Below are 17,854 nucleotides of genomic sequence, written 5' to 3' on the forward strand. Positions count from 1 at the left end.
CGTGGATACCAGCCGTCTGACGCTCGATCATTTCTTATCGCGCTTTCAGCTTTTGCGCCCGCAGATGACTCATGAAACGTTAAATCAACGTCAGGCCGCCGTACTGATCCCTGTGGTTCGCCGCCCCCAGCCGGGGCTGCTGTTGACCCAGCGGGCTATTCATTTGCGCAAACACGCCGGACAGGTCGCCTTTCCCGGCGGGGCCGTGGACAGTACTGATGCTTCGCTTATCGCCGCAGCGCTTCGCGAAGCGCAGGAGGAAGTCGCCATCCCGCCACAAGCCGTGGAAGTGATTGGCGTTTTACCACCGGTAGACAGCGTGACCGGTTTTCAGGTCACACCAGTGGTCGGCATTATTCCCCCCAACCTTCCCTGGCACGCAAGTGAAGACGAAGTGTCTGCGGTGTTTGAAATGCCGCTGGCGCAAGCGTTGCAACTGGGTCGATATCATCCGCTCGATGTTTACCGTCGCGGTACTTCGCACCGCGTATGGCTCTCCTGGTATGAGCATTATTTCGTCTGGGGCATGACCGCAAACATTCTTCGTGAGCTGGCGCTGCAAATCGGCGTGAAGCCCTGACTATATACAAAGTCATTCAAGTTGCTTCAAGGCGGCAAGCGAGCGCATCCCACTCGCAGCCTCCACAGAGGCAGCCTGAGGGATAACGTGTATATACTTAACTTTACGCGCGCAAGACACGACTTGAGATTACTGCCGCAATATTAGTAAAAACGCAGTTATTCATTAGTTTAATTCATGTGAATAGTTAAGCTGATAGCGGCGTTCCCTCTTACACTATGCGCAGTTATAACATCGTAACCGGAAGCCCCGGTTGCCCTGTCAGGAGTATTATCGTGATTAGCCTATTCGACATGTTTAAGGTAGGGATTGGTCCCTCCTCTTCCCACACTGTTGGCCCGATGAAGGCCGGTAAACAGTTCGTCGATGACCTGGTCGAAAAAGGATTATTGGATAACGTTACCCGCGTCGCTGTCGATGTCTACGGCTCGCTGTCGCTGACGGGAAAAGGTCATCATACTGATATCGCCATTATTATGGGATTGGCGGGTAATGAACCCGCTACCGTGGATATTGATAGTATCCCCGGTTTTATTCGCGACGTCGAAACGCGCGAGCGTCTGTTGCTGGCCCAGGGACGTCAGGAAGTCGATTTCCCTAAAGATGACGGAATGCGTTTTCATAATGGCAATTTGCCGCTACATGAAAACGGGATGCAGATCCACGCCTGGCATGACGACACGGTCATTTATAGCAAGACGTACTATTCCATCGGCGGCGGCTTTATCGTTGATGAAGCGCATTTCGGTCAGGAAGCGACGAATGAGGTTACTGTGCCTTATCCATTTAAATCGGCGAAAGAAATGCTGGAGTATTGCAACAGCACCGGCCTTTCACTCTCCGGCATGGTGATGCAAAACGAACTGGCGCTGCACAGCAAGAAAGAGATTGAAGAGTATTTCGGTCACGTCTGGCAAACCATGCAGGCCTGTATTGATCGCGGTATGAATACCGAAGGCGTTCTGCCGGGGCCGCTGCGCGTACCGCGTCGTGCCTCCGCGTTGCGTCGTATGCTGGTTTCCAGCGATAAACTTTCCAGCGATCCGATGAACGTCATTGACTGGGTGAACATGTTTGCCCTGGCAGTGAACGAAGAGAACGCCGCTGGCGGCCGCGTCGTGACGGCGCCAACCAACGGCGCGTGCGGCATCGTTCCTGCGGTGCTGGCATACTACGACCATTTTATTGAGTCTGTCAGTCCGGATATTTACACCCGCTACTTCCTGGCGGCAGGCGCTATTGGCGCACTGTATAAGATGAACGCGTCTATTTCCGGCGCCGAAGTCGGCTGTCAGGGCGAAGTCGGCGTCGCCTGTTCGATGGCGGCGGCAGGCCTTGCTGAACTGTTGGGCGCCAGCCCGGAACAGGTTTGCGTTGCTGCTGAAATCGGCATGGAGCATAACCTGGGGCTAACCTGCGACCCGGTTGCCGGTCAGGTTCAGGTGCCGTGTATCGAGCGTAACGCCATTGCTTCGGTTAAAGCGATCAACGCTGCGCGTATGGCCATGCGTCGAACCAGCGCGCCGCGCGTCTCGTTGGATAAAGTCATCGAAACGATGTACGAAACCGGAAAAGACATGAACGCAAAATACCGCGAAACGTCACGCGGCGGGTTGGCCATTAAAGTCCAGTGTGATTAAACGCCGTTTCCCCCCCCCTTCGCCCATCTGCTACGGATGGGCGAAATTTTTATCTCTTCCTCGTCGACTCCACGTTTCCCCACTACACTTGCTGTGTCGCGGTTGGCTTTTGTCGCCAACGCTTATTGGGCGGCCCGCATGCAAACAGCACAACGGATCATCAATCATTATCGCCGTAATCGTTTCATTGTTTGCACGATTTGTGCACTGACCACGCTCATTCTTACGCTGAGCATCCGATTTATTTCGGAGCGGAACTTAAATCATCATCGCACGGTCGCGTTCGCGAATCATGCCGTTGATGCGCTGGATAATGTTTTGCATCCCCTCCAGGTCGGACGAAACGTGCTGCTACCATTGCTTGAACTTCCGTGCGCGACCGCGCATCTGCCGTTGCGTAAGCAAGCCGCCCGCCTGCAAACCATCCGTTCTATCGGGCTGGTGAAAGAAGGAATACTCTACTGCTCAAGTATTTTTGGTGCCCGTAACGTCCCCATGCGCCAGCTTCAGCCCGATCTTCCCGCAGCCAGCGATCTACTGCTGCTTTCCACGGATCAATCATTACTCAAGGGAAGCCCGATTCTCATTCAGTGGTATCCCGCCTCCGCCGATGGCCAGGATGGCGTGATGGAAATTGTAAATATTGGCTTGCTGACAACCATGCTACTTGAGCCGCAGCAGCCGCAGATTACCAGCGCCAGCCTGACGGTCGGCAAACGGCACCTGTTATATGGTCGGGGCGTGGTCGATACTCTCCCGGAATTAAAAAAAGATGAAGAGCGTTACCAGCTCTCATCGCAGCACTTTCCTTTTACTATCAGCGTCAGCGGACCGTCGGCAGGCGAACTGGCGTTCAAGCATCTACCGACGCAGTTACCGCTGGCCGTATTGCTTAGCCTGTTGATCGGTTATATCGCCTGGCTGGCGACGGCCAGCAGAATGAGTTTTTCCTGGGAGATTAATCTGGCCCTCGCCGAACGTGAGTTTGAGCTATTTTGCCAGCCGTTGCTCAATGCCCGTACGCAGCAGTGTACCGGCGTTGAGATCCTGTTACGCTGGAACAACCCGCGCCAGGGCTGGATCTCACCGGATGTTTTTATTCCTATCGCCGAGGAACATAACCTGATAGCGCCGCTTACCCGCTATGTGATTGCGGAAACCATTCGGCAACGGCACTACTTCCCCATAAGCCACCAGTTTCATATCGGCATCAATGTTGCGGCAAGCCATTTCCGGCACGGCGTGCTTCTCAGGGATCTTAATCAGTACTGGTTTAGTGCGGAACCTGTTCAGCAACTGGTGCTGGAGCTCACGGAACGCGACGCGTTACTTGACGTTGATTACCGCCTGATGCGAGAGCTGCATCGTAAAGGCGTGAAGCTAGCCATCGATGATTTTGGCACAGGAAACAGCTCGCTCTCCTGGCTGGAAAAGCTGCGTCCGGATATTTTGAAAATCGATAAATCCTTCACCGCCGCCATCGGCACCGATGCGGTAAATTCAACCGTGACCGATATTATCATCGCGCTGGGGCAAAGACTGAATATTGAACTGGTTGCGGAAGGGGTCGAAAACCAGACGCAGGCACAACATTTGCGCCAGCATGGCGTACAAATGTTACAGGGCTATCTCTATGCGAAGCCGATGCCAATTAGCGAATTTCCACAGTGGCTGGCGGGCAGCGCGCCGCCCCCCGCCCGGCATAACGGACAGGTTATGCCCGCTATGCCGCATCTATAGACTTGATTCCTGCGTGTGACGTTATTCCTCTTCGTCACGGACAGGCTGTTCTTTAACAATCCGAACCAGATCTACACGATAGTCGTTGGCCTCGACAATGGTGATCCGCAACGGCGGAACATCAATGACATCGCCTACACGAGGAATATGGCCATTAGCGGCGATCACTAACCCCGCGACCGTCGCAATATCGCCCTCTTCGTTCACCAGATGGTCAACTTCCAGCGCCTGCTGTAGCGCATGAAGATCGGTGCCGCCCTTCACTATCCAGCCCTCGGCATCGGCAACGATTTCCGGCGTTTCATCGGCATCCGGGAACTCACCGGCAATCGCTTCCAGCACATCCAGCGGCGTAACCAGCCCCTGCACCACGCCGAACTCGTTAGTGACGATAACGAAACTACCGCGCGCGCGACGCAGAACGCCTAACAGATTGATAGGATCAAGCGTTTCCGGCACCACTATCGCCGGAGAAGACGCGGCGATAGCCGCCACATCCGCGCCCTCTTCCAGCGCCACTAGCAACTCTTTCGCGCGAACGATACCGATAATTTCATCCAGCTCGCCCCGACATACCGGGAACAGGCTATGCGGAGAAGAGAGCAACTGCTGACGGATTTCAGCTACGCTGAGATTCGCATCCACCCAACTAATTTCGCCTCGCGGCGTCATAATGCCGCGCAGGGAACGCGACGCCAGAGTCAGTACACCGTTAATCATGTAGCGCTCTTCTTCGGCGAAGGCGCCTTCCGACACCGACATCGCGACCGGGCTATCTGTCTCATGTTGCGTACTCGCCTGGCGTTTACCGCCCATCAGACGCAGGATAGCGTCCGCAGTACGCGCGCGCAGCGGCAACGTGGACTGATGACGAATAAAGTTGCGGCGCGCAATCTGGTTAAACACCTCGATAATGATCGAGAAACCAATTGCCGCGTACAGGTAGCCTTTCGGAATATGGAAACCAAACCCTTCCGCCACCAGGCTCAAACCGATCATCAGCAGGAAGCTCAGACAGAGCACCACCACCGTCGGATGCTGGTTGACAAAACGGGTCAGCGGTTTTGACGCCAGTAGCATCACCGCCATCGCAATCACCACCGCCGCCATCATAACCGGCAGATGGTTCACCATACCTACCGCCGTAATCACGGCGTCCAGCGAGAAGACCGCGTCCAGGATGACAATCTGCGTGACCACGACCCAGAAGCTCGCATAACCTTTACCGTGTCCGGCGTCATGCTCGCGGTTTTCCAGACGCTCATGCAGCTCGGTGGTCGCTTTAAATAGCAGGAATATCCCGCCCAGTAGCATAATTAAATCGCGACCGGAGAAGGTAAAATCCCAGACGGTAAAGAGCGGCTTTGTTAAGGTCACCAGCCACGAAATTATGGACAGCAGCGCCAGACGCATAATCAGCGCCAACGACAGCCCGATAAGACGCGCTTTGTCACGCTGCTTTGGCGGCAATTTATCGGCCAGAATCGCGATAAACACCAGGTTATCGATGCCCAGGACAATTTCAAGGACGACGAGCGTGAGTAAACCCACCCAAATTGAGGGATCCATTAATAATTCCATGACAAGCTCCTGCTTAAGGAATGACTAAACGGCGCCCACAACATCTCAAAGGATGCAGGCGGTAACGCAATAAACAAAGTAAGGTTATGGCAAGATATGCCAGATTGACAGGCGCAAAACGGCCAAAAAGTGAAATGACGTCGGTGACGATCCATACAACGGGCTGCTGCCCTATACCCCATTCTAATTAAACGGAAGCTAAACATAACAGAGACAACTGGTTTTTGGCAAAGATTTACCTTCCTTTGCAAAGAGATGTAACCAGGATATTTTACACTTCGAAATTTCTCATTATCGAAAACAAAATTACGGATCTCCATCACACAAAATATTTTTTTCGATATCTAAAATAATTCACGAAAATCATGCGTTTTTCGTTGTAACCCGGATCTGAATCGATTCGATTGCGGACGGCGATGCAAAAATACATCTGTCAAGTTGATGTGTTGACAATAATAAAGGAGGTAGCAAGTGACCATTGCTATTGTGATAGGCACACATGGTTGGGCTGCAGAGCAGTTACTTAAAACAGCCGAAATGCTGTTAGGCGAACAGGAAAACGTCGGCTGGATCGATTTCGTTCCAGGCGAAAATGCCGAAACGCTGATCGAAAAGTACAACGCTCAGTTGGCTAAACTCGATACCAGTAAAGGCGTGCTATTTCTCGTCGATACATGGGGAGGCAGTCCGTTTAACGCTGCCAGCCGCATTGTCGTCGATAAAGAGCGCTATGAAGTTATTGCCGGCGTCAACATCCCGATGCTGGTCGAAACGTTTATGGCTCGTGATGACGATCCGAGCTTTGACGAGCTGGTCGCACTGGCAGTAGAAACCGGTCGCGAAGGCGTAAAAGCGCTGAAAGCGAAACCGGTAGAAAAAGCCGCGCCAGCACCAGTCGCCGCCGCGCCAAAAGCTGCCGCGCCGGCAAAACCGATGGGCCCGAATGATTATATGGTTATCGGGCTTGCCCGTATCGATGACCGCCTCATTCACGGTCAGGTCGCTACCCGCTGGACTAAAGAGACCAATGTCAGTCGTATTATTGTCGTGAGCGATGAAGTCGCAGCGGATACCGTACGTAAAACGCTGCTGACGCAGGTTGCGCCGCCGGGCGTTACAGCGCATGTGGTTGACGTTGCGAAGATGATTCGCGTCTACAATAACCCGAAATACGCCGGCGAACGCGTGATGCTTCTCTTTACCAATCCTACCGACGTCGAGCGCATCGTTGAGGGCGGCGTGAAAGTCACTTCCGTGAACATTGGCGGTATGGCCTATCGTCAAGGTAAAACGCAGGTGAACAACGCCGTTTCCGTCGATGAAAAGGATATCGAAGCTTTTAAAAAGCTCAACGAGCGCGGCATCGAGCTTGAGGTGCGTAAAGTTTCCACCGATCCGAAACTGAAAATGATGGATTTAATTTCCAAAGTGGCGAAATAACCGCCGGCATTTAATTAGCTTTCACACTTAAGATAGCAATAGGAGAAGTACAATGGAGATTACCACTCTTCAGATTGTGCTGGTGTTCATCGTCGCATGTATCGCGGGTATGGAGTCGGTACTTGATGAATTTCAGTTCCACCGTCCGCTGATCGCCTGTACCTTAATCGGCGCCGTTCTGGGGGACATGAAAACCGGTATTATCATCGGCGGTACTCTGGAAATGATCGCTCTGGGCTGGATGAACATCGGTGCCGCCGTTGCGCCTGATGCCGCACTGGCGTCCATCATCTCTACCGTTCTGGTTATCGCCGGGCACCAAAGCATTGGCGCCGGTATCGCGCTGGCGATTCCGCTGGCGGCGGCAGGCCAGGTACTGACCATTATCGTACGTACCATCACCGTGGCATTCCAGCACGCGGCGGACAAGGCGGCTGAAAACGGCAACCTGACGGCGCTCTCCTGGCTACACGTTTCCTCCCTGTTCCTGCAGGCAATGCGTATCGCTATCCCGGCGGTTATCGTTGCCATCTCCGTAGGCACCAGCGAAGTACAGGGGATGCTGAATGCGATTCCTGAAGTTGTCACAGGCGGTCTGAACATCGCCGGCGGCATGATCGTCGTGGTTGGTTATGCGATGGTTATCAACATGATGCGCGCAGGCTACCTGATGCCGTTCTTCTACCTCGGTTTCGTCACCGCGGCTTTCACAAATTTCAACCTGGTCGCACTGGGTGTCATCGGCGCAGTGATGGCTATTCTTTACATCCAACTGAGCCCGAAATACAACCGTGTAGCGGGCGCGCCTGCAGCGGCGGCTGGCAATAACGATCTCGATAACGAACTGGACTAACAGGTGAGCGAAATGGTTGATATGACTAAAACTACCACCGAGAAAAAACTCACTCCGAGCGATATTCGCGGCGTATTCCTTCGTTCTAACCTGTTCCAGGGGTCATGGAACTTCGAACGTATGCAAGCGCTGGGCTTCTGTTTCTCTATGGTGCCGGCGATTCGTCGCCTGTATCCGGAGAATAATGACGCGCGTAAACAGGCGATTAAGCGTCATCTGGAGTTCTTTAACACTCATCCTTACGTTGCGGCGCCGGTACTGGGCGTGACCCTGGCAATGGAAGAAAAGCGTGCGAACGGCGCGGAGATTGACGATGGTGCCATCAACGGTATCAAAGTCGGTCTGATGGGACCGTTGGCAGGCGTCGGCGACCCTATCTTCTGGGGTACCGTCCGTCCGGTATTCGCGGCGCTGGGTGCTGGTATCGCCATGAGCGGCAGCCTGCTTGGTCCGCTGCTGTTTTTCATCCTGTTTAACCTGGTGCGCCTGGCGACCCGTTATTATGGCGTGGCTTATGGCTACCGCAAGGGCGTCGATATCGTTAAAGATATGGGCGGCGGCTTCCTGCAAAAACTGACTGAGGGGGCGTCAATTCTCGGCCTGTTTGTCATGGGGGCGCTGGTTAACAAGTGGACGCATGTGAATATCCCGCTGGTGGTCTCCACCATTACCGGTCAGGATGGTCAGACACGTGTTACCACCGTGCAAACCATTCTCGACCAGCTGATGCCGGGTCTGGTCCCACTACTGTTGACCTTTGCCTGTATGTGGCTGCTACGTAAGAAAGTTAACCCGCTGTGGATTATCGTGGGCTTCTTCATCATCGGCATCGCCGGCTACTCCGTCGGACTGCTGGGCCAGTAAGGCTGTTGTACACTACCGGGGCCAAACGGCCCCGTTTTTTTATTTCTCTGGAGGATAAATGACTATCACGGACCTGGTGCTGATTCTCTTTATTGCCGCATTATTGGCTTATGCTCTCTACGATCAGTTCATCATGCCCCGTCGCAATGGCCCCACTCTGCTTTCTATAGCCCTGCTTCGCCGTGGTCGCGTAGACAGCGTTATCTTTGTTGGGCTGGTCGCCATCCTTATCTATAACAACGTGACCAGTCACGGAGCGCAGATGACCACATGGTTACTAAGCGCGCTGGCATTAATGGGGTTTTATATATTCTGGATCCGCACGCCACGGATCATCTTTAAACAACGTGGCTTTTTCTTCGCCAATGTCTGGATAGAATATAACCGTATTAAAGAGATGAATTTATCGGAGGACGGCGTACTGGTGATGCATTTAGAACAACGACGTTTGCTTATCCGTGTACGCAATATCGACGATCTGGAAAAAATATATAAGCTTCTTGTTGCAACTCAATAAGTTAAGATATAGCCTCAACTATGTTTTTCGAATTTTATTTCGAATCATAATATAGCTAAGGCTATATTTTCTATTGACCAATTGTTATTTAATTTAACGTTTTATTGATGAATAAATCTAAATGAAAATCGTTTTCAATTGAAAGGCAAATAATATTTTATCGCTGTTGTTTTATATTCTAAAAATATGTTAATGTTGCGCCGTCAATTGGGGAGTAGCCGATTTCCGGACTCCGGAAATGTACGCGTCAACATACTCGTTGCAAAACGTGGCGCGTACGGACCAGCCGCCGCTGGTCAGGCGAGACCATAGGCGCATCAACTGCTGTGTATTTCGTCACAGGATGGCGACATGCATGTTTGCTGGGGGCGGTGATGTGTTTAATGGATACCCCGGTCAGGACGCTGTCATGCACTTTACTGCTACTGTTCTTCTTGCTTTCGGCATGTCGATGGATGCTTTCGCGGCATCGATTGGCAAAGGCGCCACCCTCCATAAACCCAAATTTTCAGAAGCGTTGCGTACCGGCCTTATCTTTGGCGCGGTTGAAACGCTGACCCCGTTGATCGGCTGGGGGTTGGGGATGTTGGCGAGTAAATTCGTTCTGGAATGGAACCACTGGATAGCCTTTGTTCTGCTGATCTTTCTGGGCGGACGCATGATCATCGAAGGTATCCGCGGCGGTAGTGATGAAGATGAAACACCGCTACGTCGCCACAGCTTTTGGCTATTAGTCACGACGGCTATCGCGACAAGCCTCGATGCTATGGCGGTTGGCGTCGGTCTGGCGTTTTTGCAGGTGAACATCATCGCTACCGCATTGGCTATCGGTTGCGCCACGCTTATCATGTCCACCCTCGGAATGATGATCGGTCGCTTTATCGGCCCAATGCTGGGTAAGCGTGCTGAAATTCTCGGCGGGGTCGTACTGATAGGGATTGGCGTCCAGATCCTCTGGACGCATTTTCACGGTTAACTGTCACGCTGCCAGAGATGAAGGTTGAAATCCGTCTGGCAGCTAAGCCCGGCGCTGACGGCCAGTTGTTCCCACACTTCCGGTCTGGCTCGCCAGGCGAATGGCGTCATTTGCAACAGTGCTACAGCCGCTTCGGCGTTGAGCTGCATGTGATAAGCAAGGCGGGTACTCTGCTGCAATGTGAATCCGTCGAGCTGCTCGGTATGCGGCGCATGTAAACGCACCTCATCATAAATGAGTCCTTTTAGTTCCATCAGATGATGCGGTCCCGGCGTCGCGGTAACGACCCAACCACCAGGTTTCACTACACGCGCCAATTCCTGCGCCTTACACGGGGCGTAGATTCTGATCACCGCATCCATTGACGCATTGGCAAAGGGCAGTCGATGGCTTGACGCCACACAAAACTTCACCTGCGAATAGCGCTTCGCCGCCGCTTTGATCGCCGTTTTAGCAACGTCCAGTCCAAACGTGGTGATTCCCGGCAACGCCTCTGCAAAAGCATGGGTGTAATACCCTTCGCCGCAGCCGATATCCAGAATCGCCGTGGCCGACTTATCCAGCCGCTCGCGCAACAGGTTAATCACTGCATCGCGCAACGGCTGATAATGGCCTGCATCAAGAAACGCTCTCCTCGCCTGCATCATTTCGGCGCTGTCGCCCGGATCGCGTGAACGTTTATGCTGTACCGGCAGCAGATTGATATAGCCCTCTTTCGCCACATCAAACTGATGGCGCTGTGGGCACATAAAGCTGTTATTAATCTGCGTAAGCGGCTGATGGCAAAGCGGACAGGTAAACGACATGACAACTCCGGACTGGGGGCGCTAAAGGGCGCAAGTGTAACGCGAATTGCGCCCCGGGAAAATCCTTTACGAGCCTGGAACCGCAACGTGGCTGCCATGCATCACCAGAAGGTGATCTGAATCGGCTGGCATGCCGTCTGGCTCAACATTTTCCAGCCGCAATACATCGCCCATGATCTGGCTGAATACAGGCGCAGATACCGCGCCGCCATAATAAGCCCCATTTTGCGGATTATTAATCACCACCACCAGCGCAAATCTGGGATTGCTTGCCGGGGCTACGCCTGCGGTATATGCCACATACTTATCAACGTATTTACCATCATCGCCAATTTTTTTCGCCGTCCCGGTTTTGACCGCAATACGGTAGTCTCTTACTGCGGCTTTTGTTCCGCCGCCGCCAGGCAACGCGACGCTCTCCATCATATGTTCCACCTCGTGCACCAGTTCTTCCGACATTACCCGCGTGCCAATCACGGGCGGATCAACTTTGGTGATCGATAACGGACGATAAATACCAAAGCTACCAATCGTGGCATAAACGTGCGCCAGTTGCAGCGGCGTCACCATTAATCCATAGCCAAAGGCGAAGGTAGCGCGATCCAAATCACTCCAGTAACGGCGTTTCGGTAATAACCCGCTGCTCTCTCCGGTGAGACCAAGTCCGGTAGGCACGCCGAAACCAAAGCTTTTATAAGTATCCATTAATTTCTGTACCGGCATCGCCAGAGAAAGGTGAGAAACGCCGGTATCACTGGATTTTTGCAAAATGCCGGTTAATGTCAGTTCAGGATAGTAACCGACGTCGCGGATACGGTGTCCATCGAGAATAAAGGGATGGGTATCGATAACACTGTCCGGTTGCACGATGCCCTGCTGTAATGCAGTCATAATGACCAATGGCTTCACGGTAGAACCGGGTTCGAAGGTGTCGCTGATGGCACGGTTACGAAAATCATCCAACTGCGCGCCTTCACGGTTGTTGGGGTTGAAATCCGGGTAGCTCGCCATCGAGAGGATTTCACCCGTTGGGATGTTAATCAATACGGCAGCGCCGGATTCCGCTTTATTCCAGGTGACGGCGTTATCCAGCGCATCTTCGGTAACCGTTTGCAGACGTTCATCAATGCTAAGCTGAAGTTCATGAGCAGGAACCGGATTCACTTCCGTAATATTCTCTATAACGTGGCCAAACTTATCTTTACGCACCAGTCGGGAGCCCGGTTTTCCCGTCAGTTGCGCGTTAAAGCTCTTTTCAATACCTTCTATTCCCTGCCCGTCGATATTGGTAAAGCCGATCAAATTGGCCGCTACATGCCCGGCGGGGTAAAAACGGCGCGACTCTTCCCGCAGGTTAATGCCCGGTAGATTCAGTTTATCTATCCATTCGGCTTGCTGAGGTGAAACCTGGCGCGCCAGGTAGATAAAACGGCCTGCCGGGTTGCTGTTTACCCGTTCAGCAAGCGTACTGAGCGACAGATGTAGCGCGCTGGCCAGCGCCTGCCAGCGCTCATTGTAGCCAACTCCGCCTTTGCTTATGGTAGTTTTCGGATCGGCCCAGACAGCATTAACCGGAACGCTCACCGCTAAGGGGCGCCCTTCTCTGTCGATGATCATGCCGCGTGGAGAAGCCGTCGTCACTTCACGAAGCGAGCGCATATCTTCTTGTTTCACCAGTTTCGACGGCGTAACAATTTGCAACCATGCCACCCGCCCTAACAGCAATGCCATACTGAGCAGAATGGCAGTGCAAAGTAGTGCAAAACGTATGGGCGTAAAATTACGGGTATCGCCGTCGCTTTTCTTTTTCACCTGATCTCCAGCCGAATCATTTTTCAGGTGATTGATTTAACGGGAAACGGCAGGAAAAACCAGAAAAAACAATGCTAATAATATCGCGCCTTTGCAACAAATCGCTAACGAGAGCGCATTCAGACACATTTTGAAGGATATTGAATTAAAAAGCCCCGCTTTTAGCGAGGCTTTATATCTGAGGCTGACGCGACAAACCGCATCAAATCAGTGGGGTCGATCAGATAGCTGTTACGTTAACAGCAGCCGGACCTTTCTGGCCGTCCTGAATTTCGAACTCAACGTTCTGGCCTTCAGCCAGTGTTTTGAAGCCATTGCCCTGGATAGCGGAGAAGTGTACGAACACATCTTTGCTGCCATCAGCCGGAGTAATGAAGCCAAAACCTTTGGACTCGTTGAACCACTTAACTTGACCTTTAATCTTTGCCATTTGCAAAATTCCTTAGAGTGTTTTCTTTGCCCGCAGGCATAACATAGATAAAACTGAGACATTACTGCTTGAGGCACTAATATAAGGTTCGGCAGAGAAGCGGTATTCAACGTCAACGTGTTTACTCAGGACTTCTTTACTGAAAATGCCACACATAAACAGAACTGTACCTCGTTTAACCCAAAGCCTGTTATCACATACAACGTTAATTATGGCAAGCCATTTTTAAACGTGTCTCGATCCGTCGCACAAATTACGAGAACCTTCACAAATTGACAGCACGTTTATGCAACAAAACTGCTGAAAATATATCCTTGCAAATTGGCGGACTTCCTGACAACGTCATTGCTGAACTGCCACTTTTTTACCATAGCTCAATAAGTTCGCTTCTTCCAGTACATCAAATCACATTTAAAAGCTGTATCTTTTATATCACTTTTTATGCAGATTAATGCATAAATTATCACAATGCTAAAAAACACCTTTTAATCAAAATAATAGAAAAGAAAAGAGGTATTCGACACTGCTTCCTGTGAAATTTCTCGCCTTTACAGGATGTCTTAAAATAATGAACAAACAATGACAATCCACAAAAAGAGAGAGAAACGTTTCGCTTTTAATAGACAATGATCGATATCACAAAATTGACATATACACATTTGTTATAGATATAAAACTATGTTTCATATAAAGCCATATATTATCTAAGGCGTTGATACTGTATTGTCAGTTACAAGCGGCAACACTGACAAATCCGAAGGGGGAATGGGGCGTATGGCATCTGGCTGCTTGCGCCCCGGTAAGCGTTATCGTTCAGCAACCAGACGGATGATGTCCTCATCCTCCTTCCGCTCGCTTGCCGCTATTGCGGGTTCAGCGTCTTTTTCTGGTTCGTTTGCTTCACAAAGGCGGCGCAACAACGCGTTTTGCCGCTTCTGTTGATCCAATAACGCTTCGAGCAATTCTATCTGCTCGTTAGCGCGGGAACTTGCCCGGTTGACAAAGAACCAGATCGCCAGCCCGACCACCAGAACCACCATTGATACTATTAAAGATGCAAGAGAAAACGCACCAGAGTTTAAAACATCGTTCATTTCACCACCTCAATGTAGAGACGTCATTCTACCACTGCTACACGGGAAGGAAATCTCTGGTATAAAACGTTTACCAGGGAATAAATTTATTGATGGCGCAAATACCGCTGAAAAATTGTACATCCTGATCGCACATGATATTAAACACCTGCGCCCACAGCAACAGGCATACCACCACCACGATGCCGAGAACGACCCATCGAAATTTTTTCACTCCACTCTCCGATCTTACATCTTATGTCGCTAAATTATCATGGGTTACCTAAACCAGGAGTAACTGTAGCGGCATTATATGTTTTTAGGAATGATTCACTTGTTTCAATCAATGTACACGCTACTCTTATTCTAACTAAAAAAGAAAAGAGGTAGTAATGCGTTTGATCATTCGCGCAATTGTATTGTTTGCCCTGGTGTGGATAGGCCTGCTGCTGAGCGGCTATGGCGTACTGGTGGGAAGTAAAGTGAACGCTGCGGGGCTAGGCCTGCAGTGCCATTACCTGACTGCACGTGGCACCACCACGGCGCAATATGTCCATACCAATAGCGGCATCATTGGCTTTTCTGACTGTCCCCTTTTCAGAAAAAGCGCCACTGTCGTGGATAATGGCTAAGCGATAATAAATAATTTCACAGCGAAACTATCACGGATGATTACCCTATATTAGTTGTTGTTTATAAGCGTCGTTAAATAATGTTTTAATAACCGTTAAATAAGCCGACAGTCATTATCCTCTTTGACCATTCCATCTCACCAGATGTTATAAAAAAAGCAGCTACATTTTTCGCGGCTGCTTTTTTTAACGTCATGCTAATAACGTTGCTTAGAAGGGATAATCGTTGTAACCCATTTGTTCAGAAATTTTACGCGCGGCGGCGTGTAACATAGCCACATATTCCTGTAGGCGCTCTTCTGAAAAGCGCAGCGTCGGGAACGAAATGCTTAACCCTGCGATTACCACGCCAAAACGGTCGAATACCGGTACGCCGATACAACGTAACCCTTCTTCCTGTTCTTCATTATCTTCACCGTAGCCTTGCGCACGTACTTTATCCAACAGCGGCAGCAACGCTTCAGTACTGGTAATGGTTCGTCCGGTGCTTTGTTTATACTCTACGCCGTCGAGAATCTGCTTAACCTCATCGCGATCGCGCCAGGCCAGAAGCACTTTACCGATGGCCGTACTGTACAGCGGATTACGACGACCAATGCGTGAGTACATCCGTAGATTGTACATAGAGTCAATTTTATGGATATAGACAATACTGTCTTCATCCAACGCGCCAAGATGGATAGTTTCTTTCGTCAGACGAGACAGTTCGCGCATCTGAATGTCCGCACTGCGGATCAAATCAACATTTTGCAAGGCTCGCGCGCCCAGTTCAAACAGCTTTAACGTCAGAGAGTATTTTTCAGACTCCCCCTCCTGAGCCACGTAGCCCAGCGTTTTCATGGTTTGCAAAAAGCGATAAACGGTGCTTTTCGACATCATGACGCGCTGCGATAGCTCGGTAATCCCTATTTCACGCTCTTCACCCAGCGCCTGCAGAATGCCGAAAACCTTCAGCACAGAAGATACAGAATCAGGCTGTTTATCCAGATCTGCGTTTGCCATTTATCACCTCATTACGAGTGTTTTATAAAATTCAGAACGAGTTTTTATTATAATTTCACGCCAGGTCGCCCGCAATCCATCTTTGCTTACTTCGTTACAAATCTGCGACATAACACCTCAATATTGATGCTAAAATTATTATTCAGATCATAATTATCATTATTACAAAATACTTATGGAAAAAACACGGGCCGACGGCCTGCCCCTCCCGCAGAGATACGGTGCTATCCTGACGATTATTATCGGTATTTCGATGGCGGTTCTGGATGGCGCAATCGCTAATGTCGCGCTGCCAACTATTGCGACTGATCTACACGCCTCCCCTGCCAGCTCTATCTGGATTGTCAATGCGTACCAAATCGCGATTGTCGTCTCACTACTTTCCCTGTCTTTTTTAGGCGACATGTTTGGTTATCGCCGGATCTATAAATGTGGTTTAGTGGTATTTCTGCTTTCATCATTGTTTTGCGCGCTTTCAGACTCGCTGCAAATGCTCACGCTGGCGCGCATTGCGCAGGGGTTTGGCGGCGCGGCGCTAATGAGTGTAAACACGGCGCTGATTCGACTTATCTACCCCCAGCGTCATCTGGGACGAGGCATGGGAATTAACTCTTTTATCGTCGCTGTCTCTTCCGCCGCTGGTCCAACAATCGCCGCGGCGATCCTGTCCATCTCATCATGGAAATGGCTGTTTCTGATTAATGTCCCATTAGGTATCATCGCCTTAATTCTGGCTATACGCTTTTTACCGGCAAACATCGCCCATGACGCTAAGCCTCGCTTTGACTTACCGAGCGCGGTAATGAATGCGCTCACATTCGGCCTGCTGATTACTGCGTTGAGCGGCTTTGCTCAGGGACAGTCGCTAGCGTTGATTGGCGCAGAGCTGCTCGTCCTGGTCGTGGTTGGTTTTTTCTTCGTTCGCCGCCAGCTTTCTTTGACCGTCCCCTTGTTACCCATTGACTTGTTACGCATTCCGCTTTTTTCACTCTCGATCGGCACGTCAATTTGCTCGTTCTGTGCGCAAATGTTGGCCATGGTCTCGCTACCTTTTTACCTGCAAACCGTGTTGGGCCGCAGCGAAGTAGAAACCGGCCTGTTGTTGACGCCCTGGCCGCTGGCCACGATGGTGATGGCGCCGCTGGCCGGTTACCTGATAGAACGTCTTCATGCCGGTTTGCTGGGGGCGCTGGGAATGGTGATAATGGCAGCCGGATTGTTTGCTCTGGTCATGTTGCCAGACTCCCCCTCCGATGTGAATATTATCTGGCCGATGATCCTTTGCGGCGCAGGGTTTGGCCTGTTCCAGTCGCCGAATAATCACACCATTATTACTTCCGCGCCGCGTGAGCGCAGCGGTGGCGCCAGTGGGATGCTGGGCACGGCGCGACTGTTAGGCCAAAGTACTGGTGCCGCACTGGTAGCGCTGATGTTGAACCAGTTTGGTGACAGCGGAACCCACGTGTCGCTGCTGGCGGCGGGCTTTCTGGCGACCCTTGCCGCCATCGTCAGTGGACTTCGGATCACCCACCCCCGGATCAAGGGATAAAAAAGGTTCATCGCAGGTTAGCGTGAACCAATAGAAAACGGCAGTCAGAACGTTTAGGTTTGTATTCGCCAGAACACCCCCTGAACTTTCAAAACTGCCGTTACTATGAATGCTAGCCTGACTTCTCTTTCTGGAAAGGGTTCAGTGTCTCTTCCTGCACTAAAATTACTCCCGATACACGGCTCATTCGCCTCCAGCCTCTGACTTCCCTAACCCCATATTGTCGCTCCGCATATTCACGATACTTCCCTGCGACGTACCTGCTCAGTTAGAAGGTCTCGCTGGATGTACCCGTTCGCCGCTTACGCTGCTCATCCTGCGGCATTATGACCGAAAAAATCAACTGGCTGCCTGAGCGT

Annotated in this window: 19 protein-coding genes; 10 read left to right on the forward strand and 9 right to left on the reverse strand. The window is 51.2% G+C overall.

Annotated features, from left to right (window positions below; all coding sequences use genetic code 11):
• Nucleotide 1: 1 nt before the first annotated feature.
• The 3 genes from ACE15A_RS12390 (at nucleotide 2) to ACE15A_RS12400 (ending at nucleotide 3,960) form a co-directional block, all read left to right on the forward strand.
• Nucleotides 2-580: a CoA pyrophosphatase gene (locus ACE15A_RS12390; RefSeq protein ID WP_023247713.1), complete on the forward strand. Its 579-nt coding sequence runs from the start codon at nucleotides 2-4 to the stop codon at nucleotides 578-580.
• Nucleotides 581-855: 275 nt separating this feature from the next.
• Nucleotides 856-2,220, forward strand: a complete 1,365-nt coding sequence (sdaA, locus tag ACE15A_RS12395; RefSeq protein WP_023185515.1) for an L-serine ammonia-lyase — start codon at nucleotides 856-858, stop codon at nucleotides 2,218-2,220.
• A 138-nt stretch (nucleotides 2,221-2,358) separates the two neighbouring features.
• A complete protein-coding gene (locus tag ACE15A_RS12400; RefSeq protein WP_023247714.1) occupies nucleotides 2,359-3,960 on the forward strand; it encodes an EAL domain-containing protein in 1,602 nt (533 codons plus the stop codon).
• 21 nt (nucleotides 3,961-3,981) lie between these two features.
• On the opposite strand, the gene yoaE is transcribed toward ACE15A_RS12400, so the two are convergent.
• Nucleotides 3,982-5,541 (reverse strand): CNNM family cation transport protein YoaE, encoded by a 1,560-nt coding sequence (gene yoaE / locus ACE15A_RS12405; RefSeq protein WP_023247715.1) that lies wholly within the window; start codon nucleotides 5,539-5,541, stop codon nucleotides 3,982-3,984.
• The gene (locus ACE15A_RS12410; RefSeq protein WP_371113464.1) at nucleotides 5,529-5,861 is read right to left on the reverse strand and encodes a protein YoaL; all 333 of its coding nucleotides are present in this window, start codon (nucleotides 5,859-5,861) and stop codon (nucleotides 5,529-5,531) included. The genes yoaE and ACE15A_RS12410 overlap by 13 nt, the downstream gene beginning before the upstream one ends.
• A 151-nt stretch (nucleotides 5,862-6,012) precedes the next feature.
• On the opposite strand from ACE15A_RS12410, the gene manX reads away from it, so the two are divergent.
• The 5 genes from manX (at nucleotide 6,013) to mntP (ending at nucleotide 10,191) form a co-directional block, all read left to right on the forward strand.
• Nucleotides 6,013-6,981, forward strand: coding sequence for a PTS mannose transporter subunit IIAB (gene manX / locus ACE15A_RS12415; RefSeq protein ID WP_053507877.1), 969 nt, complete (start codon nucleotides 6,013-6,015; stop codon nucleotides 6,979-6,981).
• Between the two features lie 52 nt (nucleotides 6,982-7,033).
• The gene (gene manY, locus ACE15A_RS12420; protein WP_000406918.1) at nucleotides 7,034-7,834 is read left to right on the forward strand and encodes a PTS mannose transporter subunit IIC; all 801 of its coding nucleotides are present in this window, start codon (nucleotides 7,034-7,036) and stop codon (nucleotides 7,832-7,834) included.
• Between the two features lie 12 nt (nucleotides 7,835-7,846).
• A complete protein-coding gene (locus ACE15A_RS12425; protein WP_024149642.1) occupies nucleotides 7,847-8,698 on the forward strand; it encodes a PTS mannose transporter subunit IID in 852 nt (283 codons plus the stop codon).
• Between the two features lie 58 nt (nucleotides 8,699-8,756).
• Nucleotides 8,757-9,215 (forward strand): DUF986 family protein, encoded by a 459-nt coding sequence (locus ACE15A_RS12430; RefSeq protein ID WP_053507876.1) that lies wholly within the window; start codon nucleotides 8,757-8,759, stop codon nucleotides 9,213-9,215.
• Nucleotides 9,216-9,624: 409 nt separating this feature from the next.
• Complete coding sequence (gene mntP, locus ACE15A_RS12435) at nucleotides 9,625-10,191, forward strand: manganese efflux pump MntP (protein WP_023247718.1); 567 nt, start codon at nucleotides 9,625-9,627, stop codon at nucleotides 10,189-10,191.
• Here the strand turns inward: mntP and rlmA are convergent.
• From rlmA to mgrB, 6 genes are all read right to left on the reverse strand, one after another.
• Nucleotides 10,188-10,997 carry a 23S rRNA (guanine(745)-N(1))-methyltransferase gene (gene rlmA / locus ACE15A_RS12440; protein ID WP_023247719.1) on the reverse strand — a complete coding sequence of 270 codons (810 nt, stop codon included), beginning with the start codon at nucleotides 10,995-10,997 and terminating at the stop codon, nucleotides 10,188-10,190. The genes mntP and rlmA overlap by 4 nt on opposite strands.
• A 66-nt stretch (nucleotides 10,998-11,063) precedes the next feature.
• Nucleotides 11,064-12,809, reverse strand: a complete 1,746-nt coding sequence (gene ftsI, locus ACE15A_RS12445; protein WP_053507875.1) for a peptidoglycan glycosyltransferase FtsI — start codon at nucleotides 12,807-12,809, stop codon at nucleotides 11,064-11,066.
• 220 nt (nucleotides 12,810-13,029) lie between these two features.
• Entirely contained in the window at nucleotides 13,030-13,239 is a 210-nt protein-coding gene (gene cspE, locus ACE15A_RS12450; RefSeq protein WP_001062678.1) for a transcription antiterminator/RNA stability regulator CspE, read from the reverse strand.
• Between the two features lie 12 nt (nucleotides 13,240-13,251).
• The gene (locus ACE15A_RS12455; RefSeq protein ID WP_001537930.1) at nucleotides 13,252-13,395 is read right to left on the reverse strand and encodes a DUF2627 domain-containing protein; all 144 of its coding nucleotides are present in this window, start codon (nucleotides 13,393-13,395) and stop codon (nucleotides 13,252-13,254) included.
• 650 nt (nucleotides 13,396-14,045) lie between these two features.
• Nucleotides 14,046-14,333 carry a YebO family protein gene (locus ACE15A_RS12460; RefSeq protein WP_023247721.1) on the reverse strand — a complete coding sequence of 96 codons (288 nt, stop codon included), beginning with the start codon at nucleotides 14,331-14,333 and terminating at the stop codon, nucleotides 14,046-14,048.
• Between the two features lie 70 nt (nucleotides 14,334-14,403).
• Entirely contained in the window at nucleotides 14,404-14,547 is a 144-nt protein-coding gene (gene mgrB / locus ACE15A_RS12465) for a PhoP/PhoQ regulator MgrB (protein ID WP_000714547.1), read from the reverse strand.
• 157 nt (nucleotides 14,548-14,704) lie between these two features.
• On the opposite strand from mgrB, the gene ACE15A_RS12470 reads away from it, so the two are divergent.
• Nucleotides 14,705-14,944, forward strand: a complete 240-nt coding sequence (locus tag ACE15A_RS12470; RefSeq protein ID WP_023247722.1) for a YobH family protein — start codon at nucleotides 14,705-14,707, stop codon at nucleotides 14,942-14,944.
• 210 nt (nucleotides 14,945-15,154) lie between these two features.
• On the opposite strand, the gene kdgR is transcribed toward ACE15A_RS12470, so the two are convergent.
• Complete coding sequence (gene kdgR / locus ACE15A_RS12475) at nucleotides 15,155-15,946, reverse strand: DNA-binding transcriptional regulator KdgR (RefSeq protein WP_023247723.1); 792 nt, start codon at nucleotides 15,944-15,946, stop codon at nucleotides 15,155-15,157.
• A 175-nt stretch (nucleotides 15,947-16,121) separates the two neighbouring features.
• Here kdgR and ACE15A_RS12480 point away from each other — a divergent pair, with 175 nt between their 5' ends.
• On the forward strand, nucleotides 16,122-17,495 hold the full coding sequence (locus ACE15A_RS12480) for an MFS transporter (protein WP_053507874.1): 1,374 nt from the start codon (nucleotides 16,122-16,124) through the stop codon (nucleotides 17,493-17,495).
• Nucleotides 17,496-17,854 lie beyond the last annotated feature (359 nt).

Source organism: Salmonella sp. HY31 (assembly GCF_042604575.1).
GTDB classification, from domain to species: Bacteria; Pseudomonadota; Gammaproteobacteria; order Enterobacterales; family Enterobacteriaceae; genus Salmonella; species Salmonella diarizonae.